We start from the raw sequence: 17,429 nt of genomic DNA on the forward strand, positions 1-17,429 counted from the left end.
CACAAATTGGCTCAAAGTTGAGCTGATTTTATGGATTGTGAAGTCAACTAAGGTAGAAATAAAAGGCCCCCGCAGTACTTACTGCGGGGGCCTTTTTCGTATGAGGCAGCCTTGTTAGCTGGGGAGCTGTCTGGCAGGCATGGGATGGGAGGGCGCCTCGTTTTCGGCGAAGTAATTCTGGAGAACCTTAGCTTTGGCTTTGCCCACTTCGGCAATGAGCTCGGCTTCGCTAAGCTCCCGGATTTTCTTGACGGACTTGAACTTGTTGAGGAGCTTATCGGCAGTGACGGGGCCGAGACCTTTCACATCGGTTAGCTCAGTTTTAAGGGTGGCTGCGTCGCGACGGGAGCGGTGGAAGGTAATGCCGAAACGGTGCACTTCGTCGCGCATGCGCTGGAATAGGCGCAGGGACTCACTCTTCTTGTCGATGTAGAGTGGCAGTGGGTCGTTGGGAACATAGATTTCCTCCAGGCGCTTGGCGATGCCGATGACGGGAATCTGTCCCCAGAGATTTAAGTCTTTTAAAGCCTTTACGGCCATGCTGAGCTGGCCCTTGCCGCCGTCGACGATGACGAGTTGGGGAAGGCTGGCTCCTTCGTCGACGAGGCGGCGATAACGGCGCGATACCACTTCGTACATGGAGTCAAAGTCGTTGGGACCCACGACGGTCTTGATGTGGTAATGGCGGTAGTCTTTCTTGCTGGGCTTGGCATTGCGGAAGCAAACCATCGCGGCCACAGGGTTGTCGCCCTGGAAGTTGGAGTTGTCGAAGCACTCAATATGTTTGGGCAGCTCGGTAAGGCGCAGGTCCTTCTTGATGGTTTCCATGATGCGCACCTCGTTGAGGTCCTTGCTGCGGTCGTTCATGCTTTCCTTTTCCTTGCGGGCGTACAGCACGTTTTTGAGGGCCAGCTCAATAAGCTTGCGCTTGTCCCCAATCTGAGGTACTGATACGGTGACGCCGGGAAGGGGGAGCTCCAGGGCCACGTTGGTGAGTATTTCGCGGGATTCGCTTTCGAATTCTTGGCGCATTTGCATCACCAAGGGCGCTAGGATTTCGGCATCCTCCTCGTCCAGCTTCTTCTGCACTTCCAGCGACTGCGTAAGAATGATAGCCCCGTTCATCACCTTGAGGTAGGTGATAAAGGCCGATTTCTCGTTGCTGGCAATAGCGAACACGTCGATGTTGGTCAGCGTGGCGTGGACGATGGTGCTCTTCACTTGGAAGGCCTCAATCTTATCGAGCTTGACCTTGAACTGGTGCGCCAGCTCGTATTGCATGTCCTGGGCGGCGGCAGTCATTTGCTCGCGGAAGTACTGCTTGGGCACGCGCAGGTCGCCGTTGAGGATGTTGCGGATTTGCTGGATGTAGCCGTTGTACTGCGCTTCGTCCTCGTGGTTTTCGCAGGGACCCTTGCAATTGCCCAAGTGATACTCCAGGCAAACCTTAAACTTACCGGCAGCCACGTTTTGCGGGCTCAGGTTGAAGTTGCAGGTGCGCAGTGGGTACAGGGCCCGGATGAGCTCCAAGAGCACGTTCAAGGCCGTGCCATTGGCGTAGGGGCCGTAGTAGCGCGAGCCGTCGTTAATCTTGTTGCGGGTGGGAATGAGGCGCGGGAATCGCTCGTTAGTCAGGCAGATGTACGGATACGTTTTGCCGTCCTTGAGCAGGATGTTGTACTTGGGCTGATGCTGCTTGATGAGGTTGTTCTCAAGCAGAAAGGCATCGGATTCAGAGTCCACAATCGTGAATTCGATGCGCTTGATGTTCTTGACCAGCTGCTGGGTTTTCTTGTTGTGGTCTTGCTTCGTGAAGTAGCTGCTCACCCGCTTGCGCAGGTCGATGGCCTTGCCCACGTAGATAATGCCCTCATCGTCAAAATACTTGTACACGCCGGGCTTGTGTGGCAGGGCGCTTATTTGGGCTTGCAGGTGCTCTTTGGCGGCCATAAATCACGGATTAAGACGGGTTGTACGGATTTTCTGGAAGGAAGAACACCCAATACAACGGTACTGAGAACAACAAAAATGGCCGACGAAAGGTCGCCGGCCACGAAGTAAAAGGGAATGATGGCAAGGCGCTAAATATCTTCCTCGCTCAAGTCGACCGGGTCGCGGCGGTCCAGCTTCTGCGCATCGGGAATGGTGTCGCGCTGGCCACCGTAGTATTTCGAGCAGTCGATTTCGATGCTCAGTGGGGCCGCAGGCTTGGGGAATGGGGCGGTGCTGATGCCGATGCTCTTATCCTTGTACACCTTCTGCATAAACAGGCCGTAGAGCGGCAGCGCCAGCCGTGCGCCCTGGCCATACGCACCGGTGCGGAAGTGAATGCTGCGGTCTTCGCCGCCTATCCACATGCCGCACACGAGGTCGGGCGTGATGCCCATAAACCAGGCGTCGGAGTAGTTGGAGGTGGTGCCGGTTTTGGCCCCGATTTCATACGGGAAGTTAAAGCCCGTGTGCAGGATGGTGCTGGTGCCGCCGGGCTCGGTGGTGCTGGCTTGCAGCATGTTGGTCATGATGTAGGCCGTTTCCTCGCTCAGCACTTCTTTCGTTTGGGGCACAAACTCGCGCAGCACGTTGCCGTTCTTGTCCTCGATGCGGGTGACCATAATAGGGGCAGTCCAGACGCCTTTGTTGACGAACGTAGAGTAGACCCCGCACAGCTCGAAAATGCTGCAATCGGACGTGCCAAAGCCCATCGACGGCACGGCGTCGACCGGGGAGGTGATGCCGAGGCGCTTGGCGTAGGTGGCGACGGTTTCGGGCGTGAGCTTCATTACCAGCCAGGCCGTGATGGAGTTCATGGAGCGGGCCAGGGCCTGACGCAGGGTGAACACGCGCCCCGAAAAGCCGCCCTCAAAGTTTTTGGGCGTGTACGCCTCACGGCCTGCTACCGCCGGAAACGTGGTGGCCACATCCGGCCGCGGGTAGCAAGGCGAAAAGCCCTGGTCGATGGCTGCCGTGTACACAATGGGCTTGAACGTGGAGCCGGGCTGGCGCTTGCCCTGACGCACGTGGTCAAATTTGAAGAACTTGTAATTGGGCCCGCCTACCCAGGCCTTCACCTGGCCGTTGAGCGGGTTCATGGCCATGAACCCGGCTTGCAGGTAGCGCTTGTAGTACGCCAGTGAGTCGAGCGGCGACATCATCATTTCCTTCTCGCCCTGCCAGGTAAACACCTGCATCTTGTACTTCTTATGCAGGTAGTAATTTACCGAGTCGCGGTTGCCGTCGTAGATGTTCATCAGCGACTTGTAGCGCTGGGTGCGCCGCATGGCCGTGTTCAGAAAGTCGGGGATGACCTTGCCGGTTTCGTCGCGCCAGGGCAGCTGGCCCTTCCAGTGGGCGGTAAACCACTTCTGCTGTAAGGACAGGTGCTCGGCCACCGATTTCTCGGCGTAGGCCTGCATGCGCGAATCGATGGTGGTGTAGATTTTCAGGCCGTCGGCGTAGAGGTCGTGGTCAGTTTCTTTAGCCCAAGCCAGCAGCGACTTCGCCACCTCGGCCCGGAAATACGGCGCCAGTCCTTTGGCCGGGTTCTCCACCGAGTAGTGCAGCACAATGGGCTTGGCCGTGTCGGCGGCCAGCTCCGTGGCGGTGATGTAGTGCGACTTAGCCATTTGGCGCAACACCCAGTTGCGGCGCATTTTAGAGCGCTGGGGATGGGCCACGGGGCTAAAGCGCCCGGGCGCGTTCACGATGCCCACCAGAGTGGCGGCCTCGGGCGTGGTCAGCTCCTTGGGCTTCTTGTTGAAGAAGGTTTTGGCGGCCGTGTTGATGCCAAAGGAGTTAGAGCCATACTCCACCGTATTGAGATACATGCGCATGATTTCGCGCTTGGTGTAGTTCCGCTCCAGGCGGATGGCCAGAATCCACTCCTTGGCTTTTGTAATGAGCAGGCCCACTTTACCAGTGCCGTTCAGGGTGCCGTCGTTGAGGTCGCCGCGGGTGCGGAACAACACCTTGGCTACCTGCTGGGTGAGCGTGGAGCCGCCGCCGTTGTGGTTGAACGTGGCCACGCCGGCCACGGCCCGGAACACGCTTTTCATGTCAATGCCCGAGTGCTGCTCGAAGCGGACATCTTCGGTGGCAATCAGGGCATCAATCAGGTTCTGGGGCAGGTCCTTGAACTCCACCGGCGTGCGGTTCTCGCGGAAGTATTTGCCCAACAAAACCCCGTCGGCCGAATAAATTTCCGAGGCCAGCTCCGAGCGGGGGTTTTCCAGCGTTTTCAGGTTGGGCATGCGCCCAAACAAATTCAGGAAGTTGCCGCTCACCGCCAGCACAAACAAGCCCAACCCCACCACGCCGGCGCCAAATAGCAGCCACATGGTGCGCGTGAACGCCGTGAACCGCCCCTTGCGCACAGTTTTCAGGGGCGTCGGCTTGGGGCGGCGGGCGGGGGAGGAAGTGGGCATAAGGGATAAATACAGAATAATTAAGCAAAAATAAAGCCTCCAGCGTGGGCCGGAGGCTGTAGGCCCTTTTCAGCCCACAAAAATTACTTATAAACGCGCTGATAGAAGGTCAAATATCCGGCCAAATCCCCGCTGGCTTGCAGCAAAGCCAGGTTTTCCATGCTGATAACCAGGGTTTGGTAGCCCGCGCCCCGCAACCGGGCCAGTGGCGACTGCGGCCCGCGCAGCTTGGTGGCATAGCTCTGGGCTACTTTGGCACCCGGCAGCGTCCGCACTACTACCAACGCCTGGTCAGCCCCGAGCGCCGGGGTCTCAATCTGTAGGTTGTTGGCCCGGAAAAACCGGTTGTTGTAAGTCGTCAGTTGAGCTGACAGGTCGGCAGCGGGCGGCGTGGCTTTGGGGAACACCAGCACCACTGCATGCGGTCCGCTTAACTGGGTGGTGTAGGCCGTGGCAGGGGCGGCCGGGAGCGAAGGCACCGGAGCCGGGGTAGCCGCCGGAGCGGTACCGCTGGGTGCGGTGGCATTGCCAGGGGTGGATGCCGGCGGAGCTGTAGACGAGGTAGTAGGCGCAGGTGCCGACCCAGGCGTAGGAACAACAGGTTGAGCTGAATCCGGCAGCTTCGGGGAAGTTGTTGGGCTAAGTGCAGTAGCCGGAGCAGACTTAACCGTGCCGCCGGGCAATACCTTTTCGGCGCTGCTGGAAGTAGGGGAGGCAGGTGCCGGGGTGGCTTTGGGTGCCTCAGCTGGGGCAGCCAAAGTGGGATTTAATGCCTTGGCCGGCGTTTCGTTTTCCTTGAAGAAAATGCGCATCCGGTTCTCCACTTCACCCGGCCGGAAAACCGACACCACCGGTTTCTCTGTGGAAGCCAGGGCGCCGGCTATTTGCCCGGCACTTTGCCTTTTGTAGGTTTCGGCCAGCTCCTGGGCCAGCGGCACCAAGGGGCTTTCGGGGTACGATTGGTAGAACTTCTCCACCGACGCCCGCGCCGTGAGCGGCGGCTGGGTGCGGACTACCAACAGCGTTTTCAGGTAAGCCACCCGGTCGGCTAAGTCACTCTTGGGGTACAGCTTTTCGGTGCGGGCCAGTACGGCAGTTGCCTTCTTAAACTGTTGGTTTTTGTAGAAGGTAAAGGCCGAATCGACGCGGCTGGCTACGGCATTGTGCAGTGCCAGCTCGTGTTCGCGGTAGAGCGGGTCAGCAATCAGCTTGGCATACACGGAAGTGGGAAATTCGCGTTGCAGCGCTGCGGCGTATTGGGCCATCTTGCCCGCATCCGGCTTGTCTTTGTAGTACAGGTACAGCAGGTAGTAGGCATCGGGGGCGTGCTGGCCGTGGGGGTAGCGGGCTACCTGCTTCTCGTAGGTGTCGAAGCCCTTTTCCCGCTCCTTGAGCTGTTCCTTGTAGATGCCAGCCAGCTCATACAGCGCCGCTTCTACCTGCGCATCCGAGGCCTGAAGTTGGGCTGGCGTGAGGGGCAGCTGGCTGCGGTATTGTGCTACCAAAGTGCTTTTCTGCGCCACTGGGTCGGCTGCCGCAGCGGCAGTGGTGGCAGTAGCCGCCGAGTCGGCTCGTGCGCCAGCGGGCCGCGGCGCGCCGTTGCTACCGCCGCTGTTGAGGGCAGCGGGTGCCCCCGCGTTGCGGGGCGCATTGGGCGAGCTGTTGGCCTGGCTGCTGATGCGCCAGTTGTCTTGCAACTGGCGGTTGCCCCACTTCCGCACGAAGTCGGCGCGCGCCGTGCCCAGGGTGGCGGGGTTGTCGAAATACCACTTGCCGCCCGAGGCCGGGGCCATGGGGTCGAAGGCCGTCAGGTTGTCGTTAGTGGGGCTGCCGGGCAGGGTGCTCAGGCCCGTGTTGCTGGTGCGGGAGGCAAACTCGGTTGCTTTGTCGTTGGCTTTCTTCAGCGCCGCCAGGCGGTCGGCCTCCTTCTGCTTTAGCTCAATTTCGACGTCGGCGTACAGGTTGAGCTTTTGGTCCAGCGCCTCCGGGCTCAGGCGGGCCAGGGCCTGCAGGCTGTCCTGCGTTTCGATGATGGTGTACTGCTTGGCAAAGTCCCGTAAAATCTCGCTGCGCTCCTTAATGGCGGCATAGGTCTTGGCTTCCTTGGCCAGGTTCTGTACCGTGCTGTCGTAGTACGCCGCTGCCAGGCGGTACTTCTGCAGGTCTTCGTAGTAGATGCGGCCGGCCAGCAAATACGTGTAGCTTTTCTGCAGGCGGTTGGTCGTGGTAGCCTTGATGGACTTCTGCAACAGCCGCAGTGCTTCCGGAAAATTCTTTTCGCGGTAGTTGAGCCGCGCCATTTCGTAGAAAACCTTGTCGCGGTAGTCCTTATTCTTGGAGTCCTTTAGCAAGGCCGCAAAGTATTTGTCGAGCCGGGCGCGGTCTTTCTGGTTCAGGTCCGACACTTGCGCCAGCATGAGCTTAGAAAAAAAGTCGAGCTCATAAGGCGGGTTGCGGGCCAGAATCAGGTTGAGCTGGTCGTAGGCTTTTTTGTTTTCGCCGGCGTCCTGATATAGCTGCGCCAGCACGTAGCGGGTACGCGACCGTTCATTTTTTAGCTCAATAAGTGGAATGGCCCGCTCTAGCTGCGGGATGGCCTTGGCCGGCTCATCGGTGCGGATGTAATAGTCGGCACGGGTCAGAAACAGCTGCCGGGCGTCTTTGGGCAGGCCGCTTTCTTTGTCGAGCAAATCCGACACGGCCTTGGCACTCTCATATTCGCCCTGGGCCACGAAGGTGCGCATCAGCCCAATCAGCGCCTCGTGTTTGGCGTTGGCGTCTTTGCTGGTCGAGTTAACGTACTTAAACGTGAGCGCCGCATCGTCGAACTGCATCTGATAAAACCGCGCCCAGCCCACCAGGATGTAGGCGTCATCGGTCCAGTCGGAGCCCGGCCGGTGCTGAATCGGCATTGAAGCCTTCTTAATAATATCGTTCAGCTCTGCCCGGTTGGCTCGCACGGAAGTGCTGTCCAGGGTAGGAAACAGCGGCAGGGTCTGGTTGTAGTCGTTCACGCGCGCGGCGTAGAGCTTCTCTTCCGTTTCGTGCAGCTTCTCACGGGCCAGGAAGTAGGCATTGTCGCGCGCGGCCACGTTGTTGAAAGCGTGCGAAACCAGATTTTTGTCCGACGCACAGCCCGCCGCACCCATCCCCAGCAGGAAGGCGAGCAACGTAGCCCAGCGGTATTTGAGCAAATGTCGTGTCAAAGTCAAAGGAAGGGATAAAGACAACCAGCTGGCCGCGGAACGCCGGAAGCAAGCCGAAATGTTCGTTTTAGCGCCCAGGTGCCAGAGCGCTAACGTAGGCAGAGGAGTAAACGTAGGTAGAGCAGTAAAATTACGTTTTTTCATTTCGGTGGGCACGGTCCCGTTTCAGGCAGGTAAGATTGCTGGATTTTTGCCCATTACCTTTCTGCCCTTGTTCTTTCCTTATTGCTATGGCTTCCGAACCGACTAAGCCCGAAACGCCCGCCGACCAGGCCAGTAATGTGGCCAAGTACTCCGGCATTGCCTTTACCATGCTGGCCATTATCGGGCTCAGTGCCTGGGCCGGCACTTGGCTCGATGGCCATTTTCATAACACCACCCCGTACTACACCGTGGGCCTGATGGTGCTGGGGCTGTTTGTGGCGCTCTACCAAGTCATCCGCTCCCTGACGAAATAATTTTCGATGCCCCGTTTCCTGCTGTACCTAGCTGCGTTCACCCTGGCGCTGGCCGCCATCATCTACCTGCTAAGCGCCCAATTTGGCCCCCAGATTATTCACCCGTATTCGGCGCGGGTTCTGCTACTGTTAGCTGTTCTTACGGGCGGCACATATTACCTCACTGCCCGCGTCACGGCCGTAAAGCAGGACTATTTCATTGCCGCGTATTTCGGTGGCGTGGTGCTGCGGTTTCTGGGGTCAATCCTGGTGCTGGGTATCTATCTGTACCGGGCCGGTGGGGTGCATAACCAGGGCACTATGAGCTTGCTCATTGCCTTCTTCATTCTGTACTTTTTGTATGCTGGATTTGAAATCTGGGCTATCCTTAGTAACTTGCGCCCGTTTTCAAAATAAGGGTAAACGGCTCGCGAGCTCCTTCCGCCGCTGCCGTCCCTAAGTCAGACTTAATGAAGCATTTACTGCTCGCCCTCTGTTTTTTCTTCACACTGCCTTCATTTGCAGTTCAGCACGAAACGGGTGCTGTTGAAGCCGCCCAGTCGGAAAATTTCGACCCAGGCAAAGTAATCATGGAGCACGTTGCCGATGAGCACGAATGGCACTTCGCCACGTTGGGCAACGAGCACACCGGCACCCACGTTACCCTGCCGCTGCCCATTATTGCCTACCAGCCCAGCAAAGGCCTATCGGTGTTTTCCTCGAGCCAGTTTCACCACTCGGCCAATGGTACTTACAACGGTCTGAAGATTGAGGAAGGCCACTTGGTCGCCGAAGACGGCAGCAAAGTCTACGACTTCTCCATCACCAAGAACGTGGCCTCGCTCATGCTGAGCTGCCTGATTCTGATTCTGATTTTCCGGGCGGTAGCCAGCGGCTATACCAAGCGCCACGGCCGCGCGCCCAAAGGCATCCAGTCCATGCTAGAGCCCATCGTTCTCTTCATCCGCGACGAAGTAGCGAAGAAGAGCATTGGCCCGAAGTACGAGCGTTACATGCCGTACCTGCTCACCATCTTCTTCTTCATCTGGTTCAATAACCTGCTGGGTCTTACGCCTGGAGCGGCCAACCTGAGCGGTAACATCACCGTAACGTTCATGCTGGCCGTGGCCACGCTGCTCATCACGTTGTTCAGCTCTAACAAGTACTACTGGAGCCACATCTTCCGTCCTCCGGGCGTGCCGCTGTGGCTTCTGCCCATCATTGTGCCGGTAGAAATCGTGGGTATTTTCATTAAGCCCATTTCCCTGATGGTGCGACTCTTCGCCAACATCACGGCCGGTCACATCATCATCCTGAGCTTTATCAGCCTGATTTTCCTGTTCAAGTCGGTGGCTGTGAGCCCGCTGTCGCTTGCTTTTGGCTTGTTTATCAGCATGCTCGAGCTGCTAGTGGCGCTGTTACAGGCCTACATCTTCACGCTGCTGTCGGCCATGTACATCGGCGGTGCCGTGGAAGACCACCACGATGCCGACTACCAGATGGGCTACGACGATGGTTCGGAAACGACCCACGCCACCCACTAATCCACGTTTTTCCTGCGAACCCGCGGCGCTCCTCCCCCCAGTCGCGGTTAGCTGATTTTCAATTTCTTTTTTTTCTCTTTTTCAAAATTTATGCTTCTCTCTTTGTTCTTGCAGGCTGTTGCCGCTGTAGCCGGAAACGGTAATAACCTTGCCGTAATGGGTGCCTGTATTGGTGCTGGTCTGGTTGCTTTGGGTGCTGGTGTTGGTATCGGCCGCATCGGCGGTAGCGCCATGGACGCCATTGGCCGTCAGCCCGATGCTTCGGGTAAAATCCAGACGGTAATGCTGATTGCCGCCGCTCTTATCGAAGGTCTGGCACTGTTCGCAGTGGTAGTCTGCCTGCTGGTGAGCTTCAAACTGTAGAAGTAGCCGCTACAAGTTCGGCAGCCCGCTGGCGCGTCCGCCCCTCGCGGCGCGGCGCGGGCTGCTTTTCTTTAGTATCAAGCAGTAAGTAGCGAGTATCTAGATAATCGACTTCTACGTGCCCGGTGCTTGCTACTTACTACTCACTACTTATTACTAACAGAGTATGGACTTAATCACCCCCCAATTGGGCCTGCTGTTCTGGCAGACGGTCCTGTTCTTACTGCTCCTGTTCATCCTGACCAAGTTCGCTTGGAAGCCCATTATGGCTTCGTTGCGCGAGCGGGAAGACAGCATCGAAAGCGCCCTGCGCATGGCCGACCAGGCCAAAATTGAGATGCAGCAGCTGAAAGCCGGCAACGAAAAATTGCTCGCTGATGCCCGCCAGGAGCGCGACCGCATGATGCAGGAAGCCCAGGTTATGGTCAACCAATTCCGCGAAACGGAAAAGACCAAAGCCGTGGAAGAAGCCAACCGCATCACGCAGCAAGCCCGCGAAGCCATCCAAGCCGAGAAAAACGCCGCGCTGGCCGAGGTGAAAAACACCGCCGCCCAACTGTCGGTCGACATCGCCGAGCGCATTCTGCGCCGTGAACTCGCTGAGCCAGCCGCCCAAACGCAGCTGGTGGATTCGTACCTGAAAGACGTTAAACTGAACTAGTTGATAGCGTTTAGTTGTCAGTTGTTAGGCTATTATCAGCCATCCATAACAGCCCTGACAACTGCTAACCACTCAATTGACAACTAATACAATCCAATGGCTGACCAACGAGTAGCGGCCCGCTACGCCAAGTCGCTCCTCGACTTGGGCAAGGAAATGGGCACGCTGGAAAGCGTGAAGGAGGACATGGACTTGCTGAGCAAGACCATGGCCGAAAGCCGTGAGCTGCGGCTGTTGCTGCGCAACCCGATTGTGAAGCACGACAAGAAGCTGGCCATCCTGAACGCCATCTTCAAAGGCAAGGTATCGGACATGACCATGCGTTTCTTCACCATCCTCACCAGCAAGAACCGGGAGGCGGCGCTGGAAAGCATGGGCACCGAGTTTCAGGTGCAGTACAACGCCATGCAGGGCATTCAGATGGCGGAAGTGACTTCGGCCACCCCGCTGAATGCAGCCTCGCGCGCTGAACTGGAAAAGCTGGTAACCCAGCAAACCGGCCTCACCAACGTGAAGCTCACCGAGAAGGTGAACCCGGACCTCATCGGCGGCTTCGTGCTGCGGGTGGGCGACATCCAGATTGATGATTCGGTGCGCACCAGCCTTCGCAAGATGCGCATCTCTTTGCAAGAAAATAGTTACTCTGGTAGTCTGTAGCTGGTAGTTACCAGTCGGTAGGGGAGAGTCGGAAACGACGGCCTGCCACCGACCACCAACCGCCCTTTACCGACTACTGACTACCCGATACTTAATACTAAACATTCCCAAACCATGGCAGAAGTACGTCCGGACGAAGTATCCGCAATCCTGCGGCAGCAGCTGTCCAATTTCAAGTCCGAAGCCGAGCTGGAAGAAGTCGGCACCGTGTTGCAAATCGGCGACGGTGTGGCCCGCATCTACGGACTGAGCAAAGCCCAAGCGGGCGAACTGATTGAGTTTGAGAACGGCCTGCAAGGCCTCGTACTCAACCTCGAAGAAGACAACGTAGGTGCCGTACTGCTCGGCGACTACTCGGGCATCCAAGAGGGCGCCACCGTGAAGCGTACCCGCAAAATTGCCTCGATTAAAGTAGGCGAAGGCATCGTGGGCCGTGTGGTAAACACCCTCGGCCAGCCCATCGACGGCCGTGGCCCCATCCAGGGCGAGCTGTACGAAATGCCCCTCGAGCGCAAGGCTCCCGGTGTAATCTTCCGTCAGCCCGTAACTGAGCCGATGCAAACCGGCATCAAGTCGATTGATGCCATGATTCCGATTGGCCGTGGTCAGCGCGAGCTGATTATCGGTGACCGCCAGACGGGTAAATCGGCTGTGGCCATCGATACCATCCTAAACCAGCGCGAATTCTACGAAGCGGGCCAGCCCGTATTTTGCATTTACGTGGCCATCGGCCAGAAGGCTTCGACTATCGCCCAAGTGGTGCAGTCGCTGACCAAAGGTGGTGCCATGGACTACACGGTGGTAGTAGCTGCTCCGGCCGCTGACCCGGCTCCGCTGCAATTCTACGCTCCCTTTACCGGTGCTGCCATCGGCGAGTTCTTCCGCGACACGGGTCGTCCCGCCCTGGTGGTTTACGACGACTTGTCGAAGCAGGCCGTGGCTTACCGCGAGGTGTCGCTGCTGCTCCGTCGTCCTCCCGGACGTGAGGCATACCCCGGCGACGTATTCTACCTGCACAGCCGCTTGCTGGAGCGGGCCGCTAAAATCAACGCTTCGGACGAAATCGCCCGGAACATGAACGACCTGCCCGACAGCATCAAGCATTTGGTGAAAGGCGGCGGTTCGCTGACGGCCCTTCCCCTGATTGAGACGCAGGCGGGTGACGTATCGGCTTACATCCCGACCAACGTGATTTCCATCACCGACGGCCAGATTTTCCTCGAGACGAACTTGTTCAACTCGGGTGTGCGTCCGGCTATCAACGTGGGTATCTCGGTATCGCGCGTGGGTGGTAACGCCCAGATTAAGTCGATGAAGAAAGTGGCCGGTACCTTGAAGCTTGACCAGGCCCAGTTCCGCGAACTGGAAGCCTTCGCCAAGTTCGGTTCCGACCTCGACGCCTCGACCAAGCTCACCATTGAGCGTGGCCGTCGCAACCTCGAAATCCTGAAGCAGCCCCAGTTCTCGCCTGTGAAGGTGGAAGACCAGGTGGCCATCATCTACGCCGCCACCAACGGTCTCCTCGACAGCGTTCCGGTTAACCGCGTGCGTGAGTTCGAGAAGGAGTTTGGCCAAGTGATGAACTCACGCTACCCCGACGTGCTGAAGGCCCTGAAGGCTGGCAAGCTGGAGGACGCTGGCACCAAGGCCATCCGCGAGGTAGCCAAGGACGTGTCGGCGAGCTACGCTTCGTAAATTAATTAATGAGGAACGACGAATGAAGAATGAGGAATTGTAGCTGCCGTTACTGGAGCAGCAATTCTTCATTCTTCATTCTTCGTTCTTAATTCCCAAAGAATGGCAAGCTTAAAAGAAGTCCGCAGCCGCATTCAGTCGGTGACGAGCACGCAGCAGATTACCAAAGCCATGAAAATGGTGGCGGCGGCCAAGCTGCGTCGTGCCCAGGACAACATCATCCGGATGCGGCCCTACGCCCAGCGCCTGAACACCATTCTGGCGAACCTGACGCGCACGGCTGATGCCGACATCGTAAGCGACTACGGCGTCGCCCGCGACGTGCGCAAGGTGCTGGTTATTGCCGTTACCTCGGACCGTGGTCTGGCGGGCGCGTTCAACTCGAACGTGTTCAAGGGCGTGAATGCCCTCATTGCCGAGCGCTACGCTAACCTGCCGGCCGCCAGCATTTCGGTGCTTGCCATTGGCAAGAAGGCGCACGACTACTACACCCGCAAAGGCAACATCGTGGGCAACTTCACGCACGTCTTCGCTAAGCTGTCGTTTGAGACGGTGCGCGAGGCGGCAGAAGTGGCCATGGATGGCTTCCGCAACGGCACCTACGACGAGGTGGTGATGGTGTACAACGAGTTTAAGAACGTGGCCACGCAGATTGTGCGCACCGAGCAGCTGCTGCCCCTGGTGCAAGTGGCATCGGTGCTGGCACCTGCTACGCCACGAGAGGCGAAAATTGCTAATGTGCTGGCCGAAACCACGGCCAACGTGGATTATCTGTTCGAGCCCAGCAAGGAGGAAATCGTGCAAACGCTAATTCCGCAGTCGCTGAAAATCAAGCTCTACAAGGCGGTGCTGGAAAGTAACGCTTCGGAGCACGGCGCTCGGATGACGGCCATGGACAAAGCCACCGAAAACGCCGGTGAATTGCTCAAGGCCCTCAAGCTGACTTACAACCGCACGCGTCAGGCAGCTATCACGACCGAGATTCTCGAAATCGTGGGTGGCGCCGAGGCACTGGCTGCTGGCTAGCCCAAGCACGCGGTTGAACTGCCTCCCGGTAGCTGCGCTTGTTCTTGACACAATGCTGATTATAGAAAAAGGCCCGCCTCTCATAGAGGCGGGCCTTTTTTATGCAGTCGAAAGAAGTGGAAACGCCAACAATTCGTGCTAAGAGCATCCTTTTTCAGGTTTCGTCGTGAATGACCGGGGGTTGGTCGTGATAGCGCAGCAATTGGACAAGAGCCGCATACCGACTCGTGCAGGGCTGCGTTGAATCGGCATCGCCGCACTGCTGGCGACGCTGCTACTTCTATTCTTTCGTCCTTTCACACCTTCGCTATGTTCACCATCACTTCCTCTGCGCTCCTTTCAAGCAGTCGGCAGCTGGCCATGCCGTTGCCATTATTTATGCTATTGGCCGGGCCAGCGGCCCGTGCGCAGGCCCCCGAAACCCTGGCAGATTTAAGTGTGTACCCCAACCCGGCGCACATCCGCGCCACGGTGAAAGTGCCGGCGGTGCCCGGCGCTACCCGCGCTACGGTGAGGATGAGCGACGCACAGGGCACCGTGGTATTCGAGCAGCCTGTGAGTCTCATGGAAACTGGTGGGGCTGCTGAGGTGCCCTTGTTGGGCCGCCCGGCTGGTTTGTACCGGGTGCAAGTACAAGTTGGCGACCAGCGTGTGGCCCGCACCCTGACGGTGGAATAAGCAGATGCCCAATGATAGCCCTACCAATCTTGGCAGTGCTATCATTGGGCATTATGATTTTGTAGTGGGTTTTATAAGTGCATGTACTGGCGCTGAGCGCGCTGCTTGTCCGGCTTCGGGGCATTGGGCTGCTGCGCGAGTAGCTCCAGCAGCCGCTCGGGGGTGAAGCCGGTGAAGTCTTTGATGACGGCGAGCGGGGCTTGGAAATCCTTTTCCTTCAGCGAGGAGGCCACCGCTACCACGCGCATGCCGGCTTTGTAGGCCGCCTGCTCGCCCAATACGGCATCTTCGAACACAATGCAGTCTTCGGGCTTTGCGCCCAGCTTGGCGGCTACCGCAGTGAAGGTGTCGGCGTGGGGTTTGCCTTTTTCCACATCGTCCTTGCCCACCACTACGTCGAAGTAATGGCGCAGGTCGAGGTGGTCGATGATGTAGGTGATGGTTTCGGGAGCCGAGCCGGTGCCCAGCCCAATTTTAAACCCGGCCGCACGGGCGGCCTCCAGAAACGGGCGCAGGCCGGGCATGGCGCGCCGCTTGGTCCAATAGAGGGTGCGGTACAGGAACTCGCGCTGCGAGGCGTATTCCTTAAGCTTCTTCTCGGGCACAGGGTTGCGAAACACTGTTTTGAGGATGTCGGTAGCCGGCATGCCGTTGAGCCGGCGCAGCAGCTGGCGGGCATTGGTGGTCAGGCCCAGGTCGCGGAATAAGAGCTGAAAAGCCCGGGCCTGGTAGGGCGTGTTGTCGACGAGCACGCCGTCCATGTCGAAGATGAGGGTGGGTTTCAAGTCAATGAGGGATGGAGGATTAGCGTGTTTTAGGCGGTCAGGCAGCGCGCCGCGAAGCAGTTCGCGTGCACCAGCATGACAAGAGACGGGAGCGAGATGCGGCGCGGCGCTCGGCATCACAGAGTGCGGGGGTATCTTTGCGCCCACGTAGTCTTACCTGTTTTCTCTTGAAAAAGATATTAGCCTTTTCGCTGGCGGCCTTGCTGGCAGTTCCTTCATTTGGCCAGAAAGCCAGCCAGCCGGTGCCCCGGCCCAAGCTCGTCGTCGGCATCGTGATTGACCAGATGCGGTACGACTACCTCTACCGCTACTGGAGCAAGCTGGGCAACGATGGTTTCAAGCGCCTACTGGGCCAGGGGTTTAGCTTCGAAAGCTGCCACTACAACTACGTGCCCACCTACACCGGGCCGGGCCACGCCAGCATTTACACGGGCGCCACGCCCTCGGCCAACGGCATCATCGGCAACAACTGGTGGGAGCGCGAAACCGGCCGCGGCACCTACGTAACCGAAGACCGTACCGTGCAACCCGTGGGCGGCAGCGTGGTGGCCGGGCAGCAGAGCCCGCGCCACCTGCTCACCACCACCATCGGCGATGAGCTGCGGCTGGCTACAAACTTCCAGAGCAAGGTAATTGGGCTGAGCATGAAGGACCGGGGCAGCATTCTGCCGGCCGGCAACGGCGCTAACGCCGCTTATTGGTACGACGGCGAAAACGGCGCCTTCATCAGCAGCACGTTTTACATGAAGCAGCTGCCCGAGTGGGTTACTAAGTTCAATACCGAGGGCCGGCCGGCGCAGTACCTCAGCAAGCCCTGGGAAACCCTGCTGCCCCTGGCTCAATATACCGAAAGCTCGGCCGACGACGTGCCGTGGGAAAGCGTGTTTAAGGGCGAAACCACGCCCACCTTCCCCCACGACCTACCGCGGCTGAGCGCCGCCCCGGTGGCCTCCGTGAAGTCGTTGGAGAAGGCGGCCGGGGAAATCTCGCCCCAACCCGCTCCCCAGAACCTGGACCTGATTCGGTCCACGCCCTTCGGCAACAGCCTCACCGCCGATTTTGCCATTGAAACCCTGCGGGCCGAGCAGTTGGGCCAGCGCGCCGGCATCACGGACATGCTTGCCGTCAGCTTCTCTTGCACCGACTACGTGGGCCACCAGTTTGGCGCCAATGCCGTCGAAACCGAAGACACATACCTGCGCCTCGACCGCGACCTGGCCCGCCTGCTGGCCGCCCTCGACAAGACCGTGGGCAAGGGGCAGGCGCTGGTGTTCCTCACCGCCGACCACGGCGCTGCCCATGCGGTGGGCTTCTTGCAGGAGCACCACTTGCCCGGTGGCGGCGTGGGCATCGCCCAAATGCGCGACTCGGTGCAGCGCGTGCTCACGCGCCGCCACGGCCCCGGTGCCTGGGTGCTCGACTTTGAAAACCTGCAGGTGTACCTCAACCGCCCCCTGCTGGCCCAGAAAGGCCTGGACCTGGCCAAAACCCAGGAAGAAGTGGCCGGCATTCTGCGCACGCTGCCCGGTGTGGCCCTGGCCCGCACCGCCTCCGACCTGCAAAACGCGCACTGGAGCACCGGCGCCGGCATGTTTGAGGAAAACGGCTTTTATGCGCCGCGTTCCGGCGATGTCCTGGCCGTGCTGATGCCCGGCTGGCTCGAAGCCTATTCGTTTCCGGTTATCAAAGGCACGACCCACGGCGCTTCCTGGCAATATGATACCCACGTGCCGCTACTTTTTTGGGGCTGGCACGTAAAGCACGGCGAGTCCACGGCGCCTGTGCACGTGGTCGACATTGCGGCTACCGTGGCGCGCTTCCTGCACATCCAAGAACCTAGCGGCTGCTCAGGGGTTCCATTAGCTGAAGTGCTGAAATACTAAGTAGTAACTCCCCTCCTTAGCAAGGGGGAGATGTTCGAGCCGACGGCTCAACCACCCCAATTGCCGCTCGCGT

14 protein-coding genes are annotated in these 17,429 nt (G+C 58.6%); 10 read left to right on the top strand and 4 right to left on the bottom strand.

Going from position 1 to position 17,429, the window contains the following annotated elements; translation table 11 throughout:
- Positions 1-114 precede the first annotated feature (114 nt).
- The 3 genes from uvrC to porW all read right to left on the bottom strand — a co-directional run bounded on the left by uvrC (position 115) and on the right by porW (position 7,627).
- Positions 115-1,950, bottom strand: a complete 1,836-nt coding sequence (gene uvrC, locus LJ738_RS11270) for an excinuclease ABC subunit UvrC (protein ID WP_227786421.1) — start codon at positions 1,948-1,950, stop codon at positions 115-117.
- Positions 1,951-2,081: 131 nt separating this feature from the next.
- Positions 2,082-4,421, bottom strand: coding sequence for a penicillin-binding protein 1A (locus tag LJ738_RS11275; RefSeq protein WP_227786422.1), 2,340 nt, complete (start codon positions 4,419-4,421; stop codon positions 2,082-2,084).
- Between the two features lie 83 nt (positions 4,422-4,504).
- The gene (porW, locus tag LJ738_RS11280; RefSeq protein ID WP_227786423.1) at positions 4,505-7,627 is read right to left on the bottom strand and encodes a type IX secretion system periplasmic lipoprotein PorW/SprE; all 3,123 of its coding nucleotides are present in this window, start codon (positions 7,625-7,627) and stop codon (positions 4,505-4,507) included.
- Between the two features lie 230 nt (positions 7,628-7,857).
- Here porW and LJ738_RS11285 point away from each other — a divergent pair, with 230 nt between their 5' ends.
- The 9 genes from LJ738_RS11285 to LJ738_RS11325 all read left to right on the top strand — a co-directional run bounded on the left by LJ738_RS11285 (position 7,858) and on the right by LJ738_RS11325 (position 14,688).
- The gene (locus LJ738_RS11285) at positions 7,858-8,085 is read left to right on the top strand and encodes an AtpZ/AtpI family protein (protein ID WP_068190094.1); all 228 of its coding nucleotides are present in this window, start codon (positions 7,858-7,860) and stop codon (positions 8,083-8,085) included.
- Between the two features lie 6 nt (positions 8,086-8,091).
- Positions 8,092-8,481, top strand: a complete 390-nt coding sequence (locus LJ738_RS11290; RefSeq protein ID WP_227786424.1) for a hypothetical protein — start codon at positions 8,092-8,094, stop codon at positions 8,479-8,481.
- Between the two features lie 173 nt (positions 8,482-8,654).
- Positions 8,655-9,608, top strand: coding sequence for a F0F1 ATP synthase subunit A (gene atpB, locus LJ738_RS11295; RefSeq protein ID WP_317206800.1), 954 nt, complete (start codon positions 8,655-8,657; stop codon positions 9,606-9,608).
- Between the two features lie 90 nt (positions 9,609-9,698).
- Positions 9,699-9,971: an ATP synthase F0 subunit C gene (atpE, locus tag LJ738_RS11300; protein WP_191007053.1), complete on the top strand. Its 273-nt coding sequence runs from the start codon at positions 9,699-9,701 to the stop codon at positions 9,969-9,971.
- Between the two features lie 166 nt (positions 9,972-10,137).
- Positions 10,138-10,632 carry a F0F1 ATP synthase subunit B gene (locus LJ738_RS11305; protein ID WP_227786426.1) on the top strand — a complete coding sequence of 165 codons (495 nt, stop codon included), beginning with the start codon at positions 10,138-10,140 and terminating at the stop codon, positions 10,630-10,632.
- A 96-nt stretch (positions 10,633-10,728) separates the two neighbouring features.
- Complete coding sequence (gene atpH / locus LJ738_RS11310) at positions 10,729-11,289, top strand: ATP synthase F1 subunit delta (RefSeq protein ID WP_227786427.1); 561 nt, start codon at positions 10,729-10,731, stop codon at positions 11,287-11,289.
- A 114-nt stretch (positions 11,290-11,403) separates the two neighbouring features.
- Positions 11,404-12,984, top strand: a complete 1,581-nt coding sequence (gene atpA / locus LJ738_RS11315; RefSeq protein WP_227786428.1) for a F0F1 ATP synthase subunit alpha — start codon at positions 11,404-11,406, stop codon at positions 12,982-12,984.
- A 102-nt stretch (positions 12,985-13,086) separates the two neighbouring features.
- Entirely contained in the window at positions 13,087-14,010 is a 924-nt protein-coding gene (gene atpG / locus LJ738_RS11320; RefSeq protein ID WP_227786429.1) for an ATP synthase F1 subunit gamma, read from the top strand.
- 378 nt (positions 14,011-14,388) lie between these two features.
- Positions 14,389-14,688 (top strand): T9SS type A sorting domain-containing protein, encoded by a 300-nt coding sequence (locus LJ738_RS11325; RefSeq protein WP_227786430.1) that lies wholly within the window; start codon positions 14,389-14,391, stop codon positions 14,686-14,688.
- Between the two features lie 71 nt (positions 14,689-14,759).
- On the opposite strand, the gene LJ738_RS11330 is transcribed toward LJ738_RS11325, so the two are convergent.
- Positions 14,760-15,473, bottom strand: a complete 714-nt coding sequence (locus LJ738_RS11330; RefSeq protein ID WP_227786431.1) for an HAD family hydrolase — start codon at positions 15,471-15,473, stop codon at positions 14,760-14,762.
- Between the two features lie 167 nt (positions 15,474-15,640).
- On the opposite strand from LJ738_RS11330, the gene pafA reads away from it, so the two are divergent.
- Positions 15,641-17,356, top strand: coding sequence for an alkaline phosphatase PafA (gene pafA / locus LJ738_RS11335; RefSeq protein ID WP_227786432.1), 1,716 nt, complete (start codon positions 15,641-15,643; stop codon positions 17,354-17,356).
- Positions 17,357-17,429 lie beyond the last annotated feature (73 nt).

Source organism: Hymenobacter plasmatis (genome assembly GCF_020711255.1).
Lineage (GTDB): Bacteria > Bacteroidota > Bacteroidia > Cytophagales > Hymenobacteraceae > Hymenobacter.

Coding starts and splice junctions, on each gene's coding strand:
- atpA (WP_227786428.1), top strand. CDS start 11,404: ATGGCAGAAGTACGTCCGGACGAAGTATCCGCAATCCTGCGGCAGCAG.
- LJ738_RS11290 (WP_227786424.1), top strand. CDS start 8,092: ATGCCCCGTTTCCTGCTGTACCTAGCTGCGTTCACCCTGGCGCTGGCC.
- atpB (WP_317206800.1), top strand. CDS start 8,655: ATGGAGCACGTTGCCGATGAGCACGAATGGCACTTCGCCACGTTGGGC.
- uvrC (WP_227786421.1), bottom strand. CDS start 1,950: ATGGCCGCCAAAGAGCACCTGCAAGCCCAAATAAGCGCCCTGCCACAC.
- LJ738_RS11275 (WP_227786422.1), bottom strand. CDS start 4,421: ATGCCCACTTCCTCCCCCGCCCGCCGCCCCAAGCCGACGCCCCTGAAA.
- LJ738_RS11285 (WP_068190094.1), top strand. CDS start 7,858: ATGGCTTCCGAACCGACTAAGCCCGAAACGCCCGCCGACCAGGCCAGT.
- atpE (WP_191007053.1), top strand. CDS start 9,699: ATGCTTCTCTCTTTGTTCTTGCAGGCTGTTGCCGCTGTAGCCGGAAAC.
- LJ738_RS11305 (WP_227786426.1), top strand. CDS start 10,138: ATGGACTTAATCACCCCCCAATTGGGCCTGCTGTTCTGGCAGACGGTC.
- LJ738_RS11325 (WP_227786430.1), top strand. CDS start 14,389: ATGCTATTGGCCGGGCCAGCGGCCCGTGCGCAGGCCCCCGAAACCCTG.
- atpH (WP_227786427.1), top strand. CDS start 10,729: ATGGCTGACCAACGAGTAGCGGCCCGCTACGCCAAGTCGCTCCTCGAC.
- atpG (WP_227786429.1), top strand. CDS start 13,087: ATGGCAAGCTTAAAAGAAGTCCGCAGCCGCATTCAGTCGGTGACGAGC.